Annotated in this window: 16 protein-coding genes; 7 read left to right on the plus strand and 9 right to left on the minus strand. The window is 57.2% G+C overall.

The features are described 5' to 3' along the window. Positions 1-7: 7 nt before the first annotated feature. Together ACR0MV_RS02065 and mnmA are read right to left on the minus strand one after the other, a co-directional pair. Positions 8-949: a hypothetical protein gene (locus ACR0MV_RS02065; RefSeq protein WP_480700827.1), complete on the minus strand. Its 942-nt coding sequence runs from the start codon at positions 947-949 to the stop codon at positions 8-10. 81 nt (positions 950-1030) lie between these two features. Then, complete coding sequence (mnmA, locus tag ACR0MV_RS02070) at positions 1031-2176, minus strand: tRNA 2-thiouridine(34) synthase MnmA (RefSeq protein WP_170424994.1); 1146 nt, start codon at positions 2174-2176, stop codon at positions 1031-1033. Positions 2177-2305: 129 nt separating this feature from the next. On the opposite strand from mnmA, the gene sciP reads away from it, so the two are divergent. From sciP to ACR0MV_RS02095, 5 genes are all read left to right on the plus strand, one after another. Continuing rightward, a complete protein-coding gene (gene sciP, locus ACR0MV_RS02075) occupies positions 2306-2599 on the plus strand; it encodes a CtrA inhibitor SciP (RefSeq protein ID WP_480700828.1) in 294 nt (97 codons plus the stop codon). 82 nt (positions 2600-2681) lie between these two features. Next, on the plus strand, positions 2682-3398 hold the full coding sequence (gene ctrA, locus ACR0MV_RS02080; protein ID WP_209223536.1) for a response regulator transcription factor CtrA: 717 nt from the start codon (positions 2682-2684) through the stop codon (positions 3396-3398). Positions 3399-3522: 124 nt separating this feature from the next. Further along, positions 3523-5649, plus strand: coding sequence for an NAD-dependent DNA ligase LigA (gene ligA / locus ACR0MV_RS02085; RefSeq protein ID WP_480700829.1), 2127 nt, complete (start codon positions 3523-3525; stop codon positions 5647-5649). Beyond that, the gene (gene recG, locus ACR0MV_RS02090; protein ID WP_480701232.1) at positions 5646-7736 is read left to right on the plus strand and encodes an ATP-dependent DNA helicase RecG; all 2091 of its coding nucleotides are present in this window, start codon (positions 5646-5648) and stop codon (positions 7734-7736) included. The genes ligA and recG overlap by 4 nt, the downstream gene beginning before the upstream one ends. A gap of 111 nt (positions 7737-7847) precedes the next feature. After that, a complete protein-coding gene (locus ACR0MV_RS02095; protein WP_280636808.1) occupies positions 7848-7970 on the plus strand; it encodes a hypothetical protein in 123 nt (40 codons plus the stop codon). Between the two features lie 186 nt (positions 7971-8156). Here the strand turns inward: ACR0MV_RS02095 and ACR0MV_RS02100 are convergent, their stop codons facing one another. Then, positions 8157-8795, minus strand: coding sequence for a MarC family protein (locus ACR0MV_RS02100; protein ID WP_480700830.1), 639 nt, complete (start codon positions 8793-8795; stop codon positions 8157-8159). Positions 8796-8854: 59 nt separating this feature from the next. Beyond that, positions 8855-9307 carry an iron-sulfur cluster assembly scaffold protein gene (locus ACR0MV_RS02105; RefSeq protein WP_480700831.1) on the minus strand — a complete coding sequence of 151 codons (453 nt, stop codon included), beginning with the start codon at positions 9305-9307 and terminating at the stop codon, positions 8855-8857. A gap of 48 nt (positions 9308-9355) precedes the next feature. Here ACR0MV_RS02105 and hisI point away from each other — a divergent pair, with 48 nt between their 5' ends. Then, positions 9356-9745 (plus strand): phosphoribosyl-AMP cyclohydrolase, encoded by a 390-nt coding sequence (hisI, locus tag ACR0MV_RS02110; RefSeq protein ID WP_480700832.1) that lies wholly within the window; start codon positions 9356-9358, stop codon positions 9743-9745. A 5-nt stretch (positions 9746-9750) separates the two neighbouring features. On the opposite strand, the gene gluQRS is transcribed toward hisI, so the two are convergent. The 4 genes from gluQRS to ACR0MV_RS02130 form a co-directional block, all read right to left on the minus strand. Continuing rightward, positions 9751-10644, minus strand: a complete 894-nt coding sequence (gene gluQRS, locus ACR0MV_RS02115) for a tRNA glutamyl-Q(34) synthetase GluQRS (protein ID WP_480700833.1) — start codon at positions 10642-10644, stop codon at positions 9751-9753. Then, positions 10641-11255 carry a class I SAM-dependent DNA methyltransferase gene (locus ACR0MV_RS02120; RefSeq protein ID WP_480700834.1) on the minus strand — a complete coding sequence of 205 codons (615 nt, stop codon included), beginning with the start codon at positions 11253-11255 and terminating at the stop codon, positions 10641-10643. Before ACR0MV_RS02120 ends, gluQRS begins: the two co-directional genes overlap by 4 nt. Further along, entirely contained in the window at positions 11248-12633 is a 1386-nt protein-coding gene (gene trmFO / locus ACR0MV_RS02125) for a methylenetetrahydrofolate--tRNA-(uracil(54)-C(5))-methyltransferase (FADH(2)-oxidizing) TrmFO (protein ID WP_480700835.1), read from the minus strand. The genes ACR0MV_RS02120 and trmFO overlap by 8 nt, the downstream gene beginning before the upstream one ends. 264 nt (positions 12634-12897) lie before the next feature. Beyond that, positions 12898-13683, minus strand: coding sequence for an enoyl-CoA hydratase (locus tag ACR0MV_RS02130; protein ID WP_480700836.1), 786 nt, complete (start codon positions 13681-13683; stop codon positions 12898-12900). 58 nt (positions 13684-13741) lie between these two features. Between ACR0MV_RS02130 and ACR0MV_RS02135 the strand changes: the two genes are divergently transcribed. Then, positions 13742-14185 carry a PaaI family thioesterase gene (locus ACR0MV_RS02135; protein ID WP_480700837.1) on the plus strand — a complete coding sequence of 148 codons (444 nt, stop codon included), beginning with the start codon at positions 13742-13744 and terminating at the stop codon, positions 14183-14185. Between the two features lie 56 nt (positions 14186-14241). On the opposite strand, the gene ACR0MV_RS02140 is transcribed toward ACR0MV_RS02135, so the two are convergent. Then, positions 14242-14469 (minus strand): DUF1127 domain-containing protein, encoded by a 228-nt coding sequence (locus tag ACR0MV_RS02140; RefSeq protein WP_170424957.1) that lies wholly within the window; start codon positions 14467-14469, stop codon positions 14242-14244. Positions 14470-14520: the final 51 nt, after the last annotated feature.

The following is a 14520-nucleotide window of genomic DNA, read 5'->3' on the forward strand; positions in this document are numbered from 1 at the left end:
GGCATTCTCAGCCGCCGTTCGCTTGAACAACCGATGCGCTGACCCATCCGTTTAGCATGCCAGACTGGATCTTTACGCTTCTGGCTTCGGTGTCTTTTTGCACAACTGTCACGCCGGTCTCGAATGCCGTGCTCAGCAAAACGCAACCGGCGGAATTCGCAAGTTTTGCAACGGGTTCAAGGTCATCGATTGAATTCGAAACCGAGGCAACACCTCGGGCCAGGTCTTGCAGGTTATCGGTCAGTTCTGACGTTTTACAGATCACAAAGCTGTCCGCGCGCAGTACATGCGAACACTCCGGACCGCAGCTTTGCGATGCAGATGCTTGTGGGGGCGGTGGCGTATCATCCAAAAATGGCGCTTCAAACCCGGCCGTCGTCAGCATCTTGACCAGAGCAGCCGTGGTCGCTTCGCGGCGCAGCGGGAACTGGAAACTTGTCCGATCATAGCTGCCGTCTTCCTGATTCTTGGCTTGGATGTAATAGATTTTACCGTATTGCGCGGCCGCGATGGTCTGCACCTGCTCGAGCGTCAGAGGAACCATGATCAAGGTGGAGTCTTGATCATGAAGTACGCAGCTATACTCGGCTCTGATATCGCAAATACTTCTATCCGCTAAAAAGATAGATTCGTCATTCTCGTCAAACACCTCCAGATAGTTAAAATTCAGAACCGCTTCACGATTTATCGCGTCATAGGATGTTGGGTCGTTTTGATCGAAATAGGTCCATACATCCAGATTAAGCGGTTCCGGATGATTGAAAAGAAGCCGCCAGCTATCATCCTTGCGATCATAGTTAATGGTTACGTAGAAGTCGTTCCATTTGAAATATGCCTGCAACCTGTCTTTGTCGCGAACAACGAATTCCCAGTCATCTTTATCCTGCGCGGTGGCCGGAGTCGTTGTGACTAGTGGCAGGGCAAGCAAACAAGCAATCAATAGGCGCATTTTATTCATCCAATCATCGAATTGATGAATGGATAAGGCCTTGAAACCGTTGGGTAAAGATTTATTGCTGCGAACCCTGCGTCAATACCCGCGCCAGATCCAGCCGCCGCCAAAGATGCGGCTGCCTTCGTTGGCGTAGAACACGCAAGCCTGACCGGGTGAGATGCCTTCTTCCGGTGTCAGCAGCTCGACCTCAGCGGTGGTGTCCGACAGGGGCCGGACGATCGCTTCACGCGGAGGACGCGTGGACCGTACTTTGACCGAAAGATGCCATTCATCACGCGATGTAAAGGGTTCGTCCCCCAACCAGTTGATCTCACGCACGGGAACAGTGCGTGTGGCAAGCATCTCTTTCGGGCCGACGACAACCTGCTTTTTGTCCACGTCCAGTTTCACGACGTATAGCGGCTCGGTCAGTCCGCCGATCCCCAACCCGCGGCGCTGACCGATGGTGTAATGGATCACGCCGTTGTGCTGGGCCAGTACGCGACCGTCGGCATGCACGATCTCGCCCGGCTCGGCAGCGCCGGGGCGCAGTTTCTCTATCACGCTGGCATAGTTGCCATTGGGCACGAAACAGATGTCCTGGCTGTCGGGCTTATCAGCAACCGATAAGCCGTACTGCGCGGCCATCTCGCGGGTAGCGTCTTTGGATGGCAGGTGGCCCAGCGGGAAGCGCAGAAAGTCCAACTGCTCGGGCGTGGTCGAGAACAGGAAGTAGGATTGATCACGGTTCGCGTCTTCAGCGCTGTGCAGTTCCGGACCGTTGGCACCCATCTTGCGTTGGATATAGTGCCCGGTTGCCATGCAGTCGGCTTCAAGGTCCTTGGCAGTTTCCAGCAGATCCTTAAACTTCACCCGCTCGTTGCAGCGGATGCAGGGCACAGGCGTTGCGCCGGACAGATAGCTGTCGGCGAATTCATCGATCACGGCGTCCTTGAAAATGTTCTCGTAATCCAGAACGTAATGCGGAAAGCCGCGCTCTTCGGCCACGCGGCGGGCATCATGGATATCGATACCAGCACAACACGCGCCTTTTTTAGCCAGCGCCGCGCCGTGATCATACAACTGCAGTGTCACGCCAACCACGTCATAGCCCTGATCAGCGAGGTAGGCAGCAACAACAGAACTGTCCACGCCGCCGGACATGGCCACAACCACCCGTGTTTCCGACGGGGGTTTGGCAAAGCCAAGCGAGTTCAGCGGTGTCTCGGTATCGAGGGCCATGACGATTCCAGTGCGCGTTAAGAAAGACCGGCAGAATATAGGAAAATTCTACACACTCTCAAGGGGCGGTTTCACACGGCATTAAGTAGACTGTTGGCAGCTTTGTCGCAGTTGAAAGAGGGTCGAGAGATGTATTTGCACAAAGTCGAAGGGCCAAGGTCTGTAACCCTGCCTGATGGAACGGTTTTATCGCGTGCTGATCTGCCACCAGCCGAGACGACCAGATGGGTCGCCTCTCGTAAGATCATCGTGGTACGCGGCGTTCTTTATGGGCTGATTTCGCTATCAGATGCCAAAAAGCGGTACGGCCTCAGCGATGAAGAGTTCAATTCGTGGGTATCCGCGGTGGCTGACCACGGGACAGACGCATTGAAGGTCACTGCGTTAAAAAAATATCGACAACCTAAAGATGAGCGTGAATAAATGATTCAACGGTAACGTCAGGTTAACCATTTTTGTACAGGCTGAATTTAAATTGGTAATTTGACCCGAACTGGAGCAGTAAATGCGTATACTTCTTGTCGAGGATGATCCCACCACGTCCAAAAGCATCGAATTGATGCTGACGCACGCCAATCTGAACGTCTACGCGACTGACTTGGGTGAAGAAGGCATCGATCTTGCCAAGCTATACGATTACGACCTGATCCTTCTGGATCTGAATCTGCCGGATATGAACGGGCACGAAGTCCTGCGTCAACTGCGCATTGCCCGGGTTGAAACTCCGATCCTGATCCTGTCGGGCGCGGATGATACGGAAAGCAAGATCAAGGGCTTTGGCTTTGGCGCTGACGATTATATGACCAAGCCCTTCCACCGCGAAGAGCTCGTGGCGCGTATTCACGCGATCATCAGGCGGTCCAAGGGGCATTCGCAGTCCGTCATCCATACCGGACGTGTGGCTGTTAATCTGGACGCGAAAACCGTCGAGGTTGAAGGCAAAGCCGTGCATTTGACCGGCAAGGAATACCAGATGCTGGAACTGTTGAGCCTGCGCAAAGGGACCACGTTGACGAAAGAGATGTTCCTGAACCATCTCTACGGCGGTATGGATGAACCTGAGCTTAAGATCATCGATGTGTTCATCTGCAAGCTGCGAAAGAAACTCAGCAACGCAACGGGTGGCGAAAACTACATCGAAACGGTCTGGGGCAGGGGGTATGTCCTTCGAGACCCCCAAAGCAACAGCGTAGATGACCGCCGGATCGCGGTTGGAGCCTGACCTTTCGTGAAATTCGGTCGCCGCTGGTCCAGGGCGGCCCCCTCACTCACTGAACAGCACGGCTGGACCTAGCCATGCCCTCGCCCTATCACTGGGATCAAAGACGACGTGACAGGGCGAGGGCATGAGCGATTCACTTTCAATAACCGAGCTGACAGAAGACCAGGCACGCGCAGAGCTTAAGAGGCTGGCCGGTCTGATCGCTCGGGCAAACACGCTGTATCACGCAGAAGATGCCCCTGACATTTCTGATGCAGAGTATGACGCGCTAAAGCGGCGCAACGCGGAAATCGAGGCACGGTTCCCTCATTTGAAGCGTTCCGATAGCCCCTCGGATCAGGTGGGTGCCCGTCCTGCGGAAGGCTTTTCCAAGGTCGAGCACGCTGTGCGCATGATGTCACTGGGCAATGCGTTCGATGACGAGGACGTAGCGGATTTCGACCGCTCGATCCGAAAGTATCTAGGGCTGGATGACACGAGCGTTTTGGCCTTCACAGCCGAACCGAAAATCGACGGGTTGTCTCTGTCATTGCGGTACGAACAGGGCAAACTTGTCCAGGCTGCAACACGCGGTGACGGAGAAGTCGGGGAAAACGTGACCGCAAACGCCCGCACTATTGCGGACATACCGCACAGCATCGACGGCGCGCCAGATGTTTTGGAGGTGCGCGGCGAAGTCTATATGTCCCACGATGATTTCGATAAGCTCAACGTCCGACAGGCCGAGCTTGGCGAAAAGCCTTTCGCCAACCCGCGCAATGCAGCTGCGGGATCGTTGCGTCAGCTTGATGCGAAAATCACGCGATCCCGACCCTTGCGCTTTTTTGCCTATGCTTGGGGCGAGCTATCAGAGCCTTTGTCCGGAACACAGATGGGCGCCATCGAACGGCTGGAAGCTTTAGGTTTCTCGACCAACTCTTTGACCGCATTGTGTGAAACGACAAAGCAAATGCTCGATCACTACGCTGGTATCGAAGCGCAACGCGCTACGTTGGGCTATGATATCGATGGCGTGGTCTACAAAGTGAACGATCTGGCGCTTCAGGCTCGGTTGGGGTTTCGCTCCACAACGCCTCGCTGGGCGATTGCTCATAAGTTTCCGGCCGAACTGGCCTGGACCCGGCTAGAGGCGATCGACATTCAGGTTGGTCGAACTGGCGCGCTTAGCCCTGTTGCGCGGTTGCACCCGGTCACCGTCGGTGGCGTCGTGGTGTCCAACGCCACGCTGCATAACGAGGACTATATTGCCGGTCGCGACGCCAAGGGGGGTACCATCCGCGATGGCAAGGACATCCGGGTCGGCGACTGGGTGCAGGTCTATCGCGCGGGCGACGTGATCCCCAAAGTGGCAGATGTGGACATTTCAAAGCGGCCGGAGGGGGCCGCACCTTACGTCTTTCCCACCTCTTGCCCGGAATGCCACAGCGATGCTGTCCGTGAAGAGGGCGATGCAGTTCGGCGTTGCACCGGCGGCATCGTTTGTCCCGCGCAGGCCGTTGAAAAGCTGAAACATTTCGTATCCCGCAAAGCCTTCGACATCGAAGGTTTGGGCGCGAAGCAGATCGAGATGTTCTATGATGATCCCGATCTGCCGATCCGAACGCCCGTCGACATATTCACGCTGCAGAAAAGGGATGCGGCCAATCTGAACAAGCTGGCAAACCGTAAGGGCTGGGGCGCGCAAAGCGCCGGAAACCTCTGGGCTGCAATCGATGAAAAACGTCATATACCCTTTGGACGACTTCTATTTGCCCTCGGCATCCGCCATGTGGGTGAAGCCGCGTCCAATCTGATCGCGAACCATTATGGTGTTTGGACAGATTTCGAACGTGCGGTGACTGCCGCCGCTGAATTCCAAGGCCCCGAATGGGACGAACTGCTGGCGATCGACGGGGTGGGCGAGGTGATGGCCCGCGCGCTGGTGTCCGCCTTTGCGCAGGAAGCCGAACGCACCAGCATTGACGATCTGGTCAACGAACTCACGGTTCAGGACGCCAAACGCCCTGATACTTCGGGCAGCCCGGTGGCGGGCAAGACGGTTGTATTCACCGGAACGCTGGAAAAAATGACCCGCGCAGAGGCCAAGGCCCGCGCCGAAGCGCTTGGGGCCAAGGTCTCGGGCTCGGTCAGCAAAAAGACCGATCTTCTGGTCGCGGGTCCGGGCGCAGGATCGAAAGCCAAGAAAGCAGCCGAGCTTGGCATCGAAACACTGGATGAAGACGAATGGCTGAGCCTGATCGGCACCGCATGAGCGGCCGTCCCGAAACGCTGTTTCCGCTATTCGCAGGGTTGGAAACGCTTGAGGGCGTGGGCCCCAAGACCGCGCAAACCATGGTGCAGGCGGGGATCGAGTCGCCGCGCGATGTGCTGTTTGGCTTGCCTTATGCGGTCGTCGACCGCCGACGGCGGGATACGATCAAAGGGGCCGATCTGCCCACGACTTTGACGGTTGAGGTCACGGTCGGCAGCCATCGCCCCTCGCGCAATCGGGGCGGAGCTTACCGCGTTCACGTCGAGGACTCGCAGACAGATTTTCAGTTGGTCTTCTTTCATGCGCGGGGTGATTACCTGAAAAAGGTTCTTCCACAGGGCAGCCGCCGGGTGATCTCGGGCAAGCTGGAGCTTTTTGACGGCATGGCGCAGATGGTTCATCCCGATCATATGCTGCCGGTGGAAAATGCACGCGACATACCCGAATTCGAGCCGGTATACCACCTGACGCAAGGAATTACTCAAAAAACAGCTTACAAAGCGGCTCGAAGTGCGCTGGCTCGGGCACCCAAACTAGCGGAATGGATTGATCCGGCACAGGTCGCACAGCACGGCTGGGCGGATTGGGCAACGGCCATAACCGCGGCACATAATCCGCAAGGCGCAGATGATGTGGCGACCCATGCGCCCGCCCGGGAACGTCTGGCGTATGATGAGTTGTTTGCGCATCAGGTGACGCTGGCCCTTGCGCGTCAACGCGAGCGCAAGGCACGAGGGATCGTGAGTATCGGGTCCGGCGCGTTGCAGTCCAAAGTCCTAGCCAGTCTTCCCTACAAGCCGACCGGCGCTCAGATGCGGGCGGTCAAAGAAATAACCGCGGATATGGGGTCAGACGCGCGGATGAACCGACTGCTGCAAGGTGATGTTGGCGCAGGTAAAACTCTGGTGGCCTTCATGGCGCTGCTTGTTGCGGTCGAGGCGGGCGGTCAGGGTGTGATGATGGCTCCGACTGAAATCCTGGCTCGGCAGCACCTCGAGGGTCTGCGCCCGCTGGCGGAAGAGGCTGGCGTGGTGCTGGAAATCCTGACGGGCCGCGACAAAGGTGCCGAACGACGCGCCAAACTGGCAGCATTGAAAGAGGGCGACATTCAGATTCTTGTGGGTACACATGCGGTGTTCCAAAGCGATGTGGAGTTCCAGGCCCTGCGGCTGGCCATTGTTGACGAACAACACCGCTTCGGGGTGCGGCAGCGGATGGAATTGTCGGAAAAAGGGCAGGGTGCCGATGTTCTGGTCATGACGGCCACGCCGATCCCGCGCAGCCTAGCCTTGGCGCAATATGGGGACATGGATGTCTCGGTTTTGGATGAAAAGCCTCCAGGGCGGAAGCCGATCAAGACGGCCATCGTCAGCACAGACCGGATGGACGAAGTCGTCGCGCATTTGCGAAAAGCGATTGATGAAGGTCGGCAGTGCTATTGGGTTTGCCCGTTGGTCGACGAATCCGAGGTCTCGGATCTGACAGCCGCAGAAGAACGCTTCAAACGCCTGCGCGCTGTATTGGGCGAAGGAATGGTCGGGCTGGTTCATGGCCAGATGCCCGCCGCCGACAAAGATGCAGCCATGGCCGCGTTTCAGGATGGTCGCACAAAAGTTCTGGTCGCTACGACCGTAATTGAGGTGGGGGTGAACGTACCCAATGCCTCAATCATGGTGATCGAACGGGCCGAGATATTCGGTCTGGCCCAGCTGCACCAGTTGCGTGGGCGGGTTGGGCGCGGCGAGGCGGACTCGACTTGCCTGCTGATGTATCAACCACCACTTAGCGAGGGTGGACGCAAACGTCTTGAGGTTCTGCGTGAGACCGAGGACGGGTTCAGGATTTCCGAGACGGACCTGCAGATGCGCGGCGCGGGCGACCTGATTGGAACCGCCCAGTCCGGGTTGCCAAAGTTCCGCATTGCGGATTTGGAGCGGCAGGCCGGATTGATGGCTGTCGCTCAGTCCGACGCGCGCAACCTGTTGAGCAAGGACCCAAAACTGACCTCGGACCGGGGACAGGCGGTGCGTGTTCTGTTGTGGTTGATGAAACAGGATCAAGCAATCCGTTTGATTTCAGTGGGTTAGCGAAAGTGTTCCCATAAGTTCACAAATGTTCTCAAAAAGTTCTTTACCGACTCGGCAAAATATGAGAACAAAAGGTCAACAAAGGATTAAAACCCGACCGGAGGTGAGACCATGCTGACCCAGATCAAAACCGCCATTAGCCGTTCGCAGTCGACGCTTTTGCAGGATGCGGCGGGCGCGGTGTCCCTGGTGGTTATTTTGGTCGTTGCTCTTCACCTACCCGGAACGTTCTGACCCTTTCTGCCTGCGATCTCGTGCCGAAAATACCGTGCTGTCGTCCCCATTTCAGTCAAGGGTGACCTGCCTGTCCCAATTCCCTTGAAAGGGCCATGCCTCGGCCCTGCGCGGAAAACCGGATCCCACACGAGACACGCATTGCCTGCCGCCGCCCTTTCCGCCCGGAAGGTGCGGCGGTTTTTTTTATAGCTGCCCGGTCTTGAAGATTTCCAACATCGCAGACAGAACCGAATTTACTGCGACCGAAGCAAGGATCATGCCCATGATCCGGCTGATAATGGCAGCACCTGAGTGGCCGATCAGACGAATGATAGGCTCGGCAAGCAACATCAAAACAAAGGCGATGGCCACGACCGACAGCATGACCAATGCGGTAATGCTCTGATCTGTCGCGCTGTAACGGCTGTTGTCGGTCAGGATCACCACCGCCAACATCGCACCCGGTGATGCCAGAGACGGTACCGCCAGCGGGAATATTGCAGGGTTGTGCTGGTGAAACTTGTCTTCCTGATCGTCCTCGGCGGCGCGCTGTTCGATGTCTTGCTTGCTTTCACCGAAAATCATGGTCAGAGCGAACAGGAACAGAATGATCCCGCCTGCCACCTGGAATGAGTTCAAGCCAATATCCAGTGCCTCGATCAACAACTGCCCGAAAACAAGGAAGAATAGCAAAACACCGGCACTGATGATTGCGGCCAACAGGGCCGTTTTACGCCGCGCAGCGGCGCTTAGGCCCGCCGTAACCGCTATAAAAACAGGTATGGTGCCGATCGGGTCAATAACCACCCAAAGGGTGACGAAATGTTCCAGCAAATTGTTCAAACCAAAAACTCCCCCAACTTTGCGCGGAGGTTAGATTGGTTTGTGGTGAATTACCATGCTCAGGCGCAATTTGCCTGCTCGGCTTGCGAAACCGCTTCAGCGGTCGCATCCAGCGCTAGTAGGATCGAGGCGTGGCGGTTCTTGTACTCGCGCGCGGGCATGAGGACTTCCAGCCCGTCAAACGGCGCATCCGGGGCCGGGCCGTCTTTTTTCAGCATATCCGCTAGCTGATCCCGCGCAGTTTCGATCTGCGCCCGCGTCGCGCCGATCACAGCCGATCCGACAACCGAAGCCGAGGCCTGACCCAGCGCACAGGCTTTAACGTCCTGACCGAATCCCGACACCCGACCATCCTGAACCTTGACGTCCACCGTGACGGTTGACCCACACAGGGGCGAGCGCTTTTTGACGGTCGCATCAGGGTTCTCAAGCCGCTCCAGATGCGGAATATCTGCGGCAAGGGCCAAAATGCGCCCGGAATACAGCTTGATCAGGTCGTTCTCGCCGGACATGGCTTTCCCTCGTTGCGTGTTCCCCATACATAGTGGCCATGCACCGGGATGCAAAAGGTTTTTATAATGTCCGAGACCATCACGTTTGATCCATCCAGCCTGAAATTCAACGAGGCCGGTCTGATCCCCGCTATTGCGCAGGATGAAGCCTCAGGCGAAGTTCTGATGATGGCCTGGATGAACGCCGAAGCAGTTGAAAAAACGCTGGAAACACGCCGGGTAACTTATTGGTCGCGTTCGCGTCAATCGTTCTGGATTAAGGGTGAGACCTCGGGCCATGTCCAGGAGTTGGTAGATTTCCGGGTGGATTGCGACCGTGATTGCCTGTTGGTTCTGGTGCGGCAGACCGGGGCGGCCTGTCACACGAACCGGCGCACCTGTTTCTACACCGCTGTGCGGGACGGTAGCGAAGTTGAGTTGATGAAGCCCATGGAATAGGGCGGTTAGAGGCCGACCATGGCCCTGATCTGATCGACCGTTGCACCTTCGGCGCGGTATTTGGCGATGGCTCGGGCGTCGTCCCGTTTGGCAAGGCGTTTTCCCGTGTCATCGCGTATCAACTTGTGGTGGTGATATACGGGTGTCGGCAGGCCGAGCAGTGCTTGCAACAAGACATGTATACGTGTGGCCTCGAACAAATCCTGCCCACGCACCACATGCGTAACGCCCTGAGCCGCGTCATCCAGCACTACGGACAAATGATAGGACGTGCCCATGTCGCGGCGTGACAGGACCACGTCCCCAATAGTGTCCGTCAGTTCTTGCGCAGTGAACGCGATTTGCCCGGATTCGCCGTTTGGGCCCACACCGTATTCCATAAAAAAGTTCGATTTGTGAACAGCTTCTGAGGCAGTTCTAAACAAGCCCGTAGCAGCGGCCGCCTCTGCAATATCCAGACGCAGGGGCGTTTCGGTTGGCATGGGACCGGACCTCTCGGATACATGCCGACAGGTTCCGGGATAGATGATCCCATCAGGACCGTGCAGGGGTACGCCTTCTTGCGGTGCTCCGGCTGCAGCGGCAATGTCCCGGCGGTTGCAGGTGCAGGGGTATAGCAGGCCGCGCGACCAGAGTTCTCTCAGCGCGTCTTCGTAAGCTGGCAAACGTTCGGACTGACGCATCACTGGGGCTGGCCAGGTCAATCCAAGCCAGCTCAGATCGTCATAGATCTGATCTTCCCAATGCGTGCGACAGCGCGAGCGGTCAATGTCCTCGATCCGTAACAGGAACTGACCACCGGCCGCGGCCGCCATATCACTGGCGAGTAACGCAGAATAGGCATGACCAAGGTGAAGCGGCCCCGTAGGAGACGGGGCGAACCGAGTAACAAATGTCACGATTTCTCAACAACATATACGTCAGTCTTCAGGTCCATTCCCGGCAAATGCGGTCCGTACTCCCGAAACAGTAACCGCGCCGCGCCCATGTCCAGCCAATCGGACAGGCGGCTGGTAAAACTGGGGTCAGCCAGCGTGTGGTCATTGAACGAGAATGCCAAAAAGCCACCTTTAGGCAGCGCTTTCATCAACAGATCGAATGTCTCGGGCGGCGCCGCACCGGTGCCAATGACGCCGATGGCCGTGATTGCCCGGTACGCGTCTTGCTGCAATGGATTGGGGTCGGTGATCTCAAATGTGGTCAGGGACCGATAAACGCCCTTGGCCTCGGCCCCTTCAAGCATCTTCGGGGTCGGATCAATGCCGTCGATCACCCGAAACCCTGCATCATGCAGCGCTTTACCGGACAACCCGGTGCCACAGCCATAGTCCAGAACGGGTGTCTGCGGCTCGGGCATCTTGGACCATAGCGCCTCAGCGACACGGGCAGGGGTCGCGTAGCCCTGCGACCCGACCTCGGCATCGTAGGACGAGGCCCATTTCTGATAATGTGCGCGGGTGGCTTCGGGCGTTTCCAACCCGTATGCGTCCTTGAGGTATTTTTCACTCATGTCCGCAGTTTAGGCCGGTAACATACGACGCGTCCAGCCAGCAATGCGCCAGCCAGTCGGTCCATTCCGCCTTGGCACGGTCGGTATAGGCCTTGTAGCGATCCTTGCGACCCCGCCGGCCACCTTTTAGGCCATCCACAGGGCGGAACAGGCCAAAGTTCACGTTCATAGGTTGGAACGTCTTGGCCTCGGCCCCTCCGGTGATGTGGTGGATCAACGCGCCCATAGCACTGTCCTGAGGGATTTCAGGCAGGGTGCGATCTAGGATTTCAGCTGCCGCCAAGCGACCGGCCAGCAACCCCATGGCAGCGCTTTCGACATAGCCCTCGACACCGGTGATCTGACCGGCAAAGCGGACGTTCGGTTTTGATTTCAAACGCATCTGCGCATCAAGCAATGTCGGCGAGTTGATGAAGGTATTCCGATGAATCCCGCCCAGACGCGCAAAGCTGGCGTTTTCCAGGCCCGGAATCATCCGAAACACTTCGGTCTGCGCGCCATACTTCATCTTGGTCTGAAAGCCGACAATATTGAACAGTGTGCCCAGGGCATTGTCGCGCCGCAACTGCACCACGGCATGAGGTTTCACGTCCGGCTGATGCGGATTGGTCAGACCCACCGGCTTCATCGGCCCATGGCGCAGTGTTTCGCGGCCCCGTTCCGCCATAACCTCAATGGGCAGGCACCCATCAAAATACCCGGCAGTCTCGCCTTCGTGGAACTCGGTTTTATCAGCAGCCAGCAGGGCGTCGATGAACGCCTCGTACTGATCCCGATCCATCGGACAGTTCAAATAGGCGGTCCGCTCTTCCTCGGTCTCGCCCTTGTCGTAACGCGATTGCATCCACGCTTTGCTCATGTCGATGCTATCGGCATAGACGATGGGGGCGATCGCATCGAAAAAGGCTAGGGCCTCGGCGCCGGTTTCCGCACGGATCGATTCACCCAAAGAGGATGAGGTCAAAGGACCGGTCGCGATGATCCAGTGGCCGTCCTCGGGCAGGGCGGTAACCTCTTCGCCTGTGACCTCGACACGAGGATGCGCCAACAATTTCGCGGTGACCGCCTCTGCAAAAGGATCGCGATCCACGGCCAGTGCGCCACCTGCGGGCAGGCGATGCGCATCTGCGGTGGTCATGATCAGACCATTGGCCGCGCGCATTTCCCAATGCAGCAGACCAACCGCATTCTGTTCATCATCATCCGAGCGGAACGAATTCGAACACACCATCTCGGCCAGATTTCCGGTTTGGTGCGCAAACGTGCCTACTTTGGGCCGCATTTCGTGGATCACCACATCTACGCCCATTTCCGCCGCCTGCCAGGCCGCTTCGGACCCGGCCATGCCGCCGCCCACGATATGCAATTTCTGTGTCATGAGGTGCCACATAGGGCAGAGCATCGCACAACGCAACATGGCCTGCGTGCAGTCTTTGAAGCCTTACATTTTGTGGGGGTACTTGGGGTCGCCGCAGCGGGAATGTCAACGCCGGTGAGAGAAACCAGCTTGGAGGGACCTTCCGCTTACAGCGACCCAAAAGCGTATCTGAGGCCGAAGCCTTGTCTCAGCATTGCCACAGTGTTGCCCTTTTGAAAAGAATAAAAATGCGAACGGTGGCGAAATTTTCCCCTGACAATCGCGTTATTGGTCCCAATTTGGCGGTCTTTTTTCGATAAATGCGGAAATCCCTTCTTCGGTATCCCGATGCATCATATTCTGCGCCATTACCTCGCCGGTATAGGCATAGGCCTGTTCGATTGGCATTTCGAGCTGCTTGTAGAAGGCCTCTTTCCCGACTTTGACGGCTGACCCAAGCTTGTCCGCAAGCTGCTCAGCCAACGCGTTGGTTTCATGCTCCAACAGCATCTCGGGCACGACGCGATTGATCAGCCCCAGTTCAGCCGCGTGGTCAGCAGCGATAAACTCGCCGGTCGTCAACATCTCGAACGCCTGTTTGCGGGGGATATTGCGGCTAAGGGCAACCATAGGGGTCGAGCAAAACAGCCCGATATTGACGCCGTTCACGCCGAACCGCGTCCCCTCGGCCGCGATTGCAAGGTCGCAGGTCGCGACCATCTGGCAGCCGGCAGCTGTGGCGATGCCGTGGACCTGCGCAATCACAGGTTGGGGCAGGGACTGGATCGACAACATCATTTTGGCGCATCTGGAAAAGAGATCCTGAAAGTAGGCCTTGCCGCCATCTTCGCTCTGGCGACCGGCAGTCATCTGTTTCAGGTCGTGACCGGCGCAAAATGCCTTGCCTTCGCCGGACAAGATCACCGCGCGGATACTGCTGTCGTCGCTTAAGGCATCGAACTCGGCCTGAAGGGCAGCCAGCATCTCGTCACTCAGGGCGTTCAGACGCTCAGGCGCGTTCATTTTCAGCCGTGCGACGCCGCCTGTGTCGTTACGTTCCAGAATTCCCATCTTGCCCTCCGATCTGATGTGAGGCCAACTCTAGGGCGGCAAGTCGAGGAGGGGAAGTATGTCGTTGGTTTTGAACCGTGAACAGCTGTCAGAGTATTTGGCCCAAGTGTTTCCGCAGGTCGAGCGTGACTTTGCCATCGAAGATGTGGAAGAAAACTCGATCACCGTGCGGCTCAAAGTCGAAGACAGGCATCTGCGACCGGGGGGTACGGTGTCAGGACCGTCCATGTTCAGCTTGGCCGACGTCAGCGTCTATGCATTGATCCTGGCGCTGAAAGGACGGCAGTCGCTGGCCGTCACCACCGGGTGTTCGATGGACTTTATGCGCAAACCTGATGGTGAGGCGGATATGATCGCGCGGTGCACGTTGCTGAAATTGGGCAAGACACTTGCCGTGGGCGATGTGCTGATGTTCTCGGAAGGCGCCGAAAAACCAGTGGCGCGGGCCACAATGACCTATTCCTTGCCGCCTGCTGGGTCTGCCGCAGCGGCGTTCGGATAAAAAAGGGCCGGGAAAACCCGGCCCAGGAAGAGGTCCCGTTTGGGACTGGGGATTGGTTAATACTGCCAGAAATAGCGTTTGACCTCGCGGTTGGCCTGCGAGCGCGTCAGACCAACGTCTTTCAGCAACCGGTCATCCAACTGCGACAGGTTAATCCTGCTGCGGCGCTGTCGTTCCCACATAGTGACAGTCGCCGCAAACCGCACGGCCAGCGCGGCGATCATCGGCAGCCGGGGGCTATCGTTCAGCAGCAAGAGGGCGGGGTTGTGCATGTGGCGTGTCATCTTGGGTATCCTTTCAAATTGTATTGACACAAAGCATAAATGTTCGGTACA

The organism is Ruegeria sp. BC3 (assembly GCF_056539265.1).

What these genes read in the sequence shown, in the direction of transcription:
- ACR0MV_RS02065 (WP_480700827.1), bottom strand. Translation starts at nt 949, where the DNA reads ATGCGCCTATTGATTGCTTGTTTGCTTGCCCTGCCACTAGTCACAACG.
- ligA (WP_480700829.1), top strand. Translation starts at nt 3,523, where the DNA reads ATGAGCGATTCACTTTCAATAACCGAGCTGACAGAAGACCAGGCACGC.
- ACR0MV_RS02135 (WP_480700837.1), top strand. Translation starts at nt 13,742, where the DNA reads ATGTCGTTGGTTTTGAACCGTGAACAGCTGTCAGAGTATTTGGCCCAA.
- ACR0MV_RS02120 (WP_480700834.1), bottom strand. Translation starts at nt 11,255, where the DNA reads ATGAGTGAAAAATACCTCAAGGACGCATACGGGTTGGAAACGCCCGAA.
- ctrA (WP_209223536.1), top strand. Translation starts at nt 2,682, where the DNA reads ATGCGTATACTTCTTGTCGAGGATGATCCCACCACGTCCAAAAGCATC.
- mnmA (WP_170424994.1), bottom strand. Translation starts at nt 2,176, where the DNA reads ATGGCCCTCGATACCGAGACACCGCTGAACTCGCTTGGCTTTGCCAAA.
- recG (WP_480701232.1), top strand. Translation starts at nt 5,646, where the DNA reads ATGAGCGGCCGTCCCGAAACGCTGTTTCCGCTATTCGCAGGGTTGGAA.
- hisI (WP_480700832.1), top strand. Translation starts at nt 9,356, where the DNA reads ATGCAAAAGGTTTTTATAATGTCCGAGACCATCACGTTTGATCCATCC.
- ACR0MV_RS02140 (WP_170424957.1), bottom strand. Translation starts at nt 14,469, where the DNA reads ATGACACGCCACATGCACAACCCCGCCCTCTTGCTGCTGAACGATAGC.
- trmFO (WP_480700835.1), bottom strand. Translation starts at nt 12,633, where the DNA reads ATGACACAGAAATTGCATATCGTGGGCGGCGGCATGGCCGGGTCCGAA.
- sciP (WP_480700828.1), top strand. Translation starts at nt 2,306, where the DNA reads ATGTATTTGCACAAAGTCGAAGGGCCAAGGTCTGTAACCCTGCCTGAT.
- ACR0MV_RS02130 (WP_480700836.1), bottom strand. Translation starts at nt 13,683, where the DNA reads ATGGGAATTCTGGAACGTAACGACACAGGCGGCGTCGCACGGCTGAAA.
- ACR0MV_RS02095 (WP_280636808.1), top strand. Translation starts at nt 7,848, where the DNA reads ATGCTGACCCAGATCAAAACCGCCATTAGCCGTTCGCAGTCGACGCTT.
- ACR0MV_RS02105 (WP_480700831.1), bottom strand. Translation starts at nt 9,307, where the DNA reads ATGTCCGGCGAGAACGACCTGATCAAGCTGTATTCCGGGCGCATTTTG.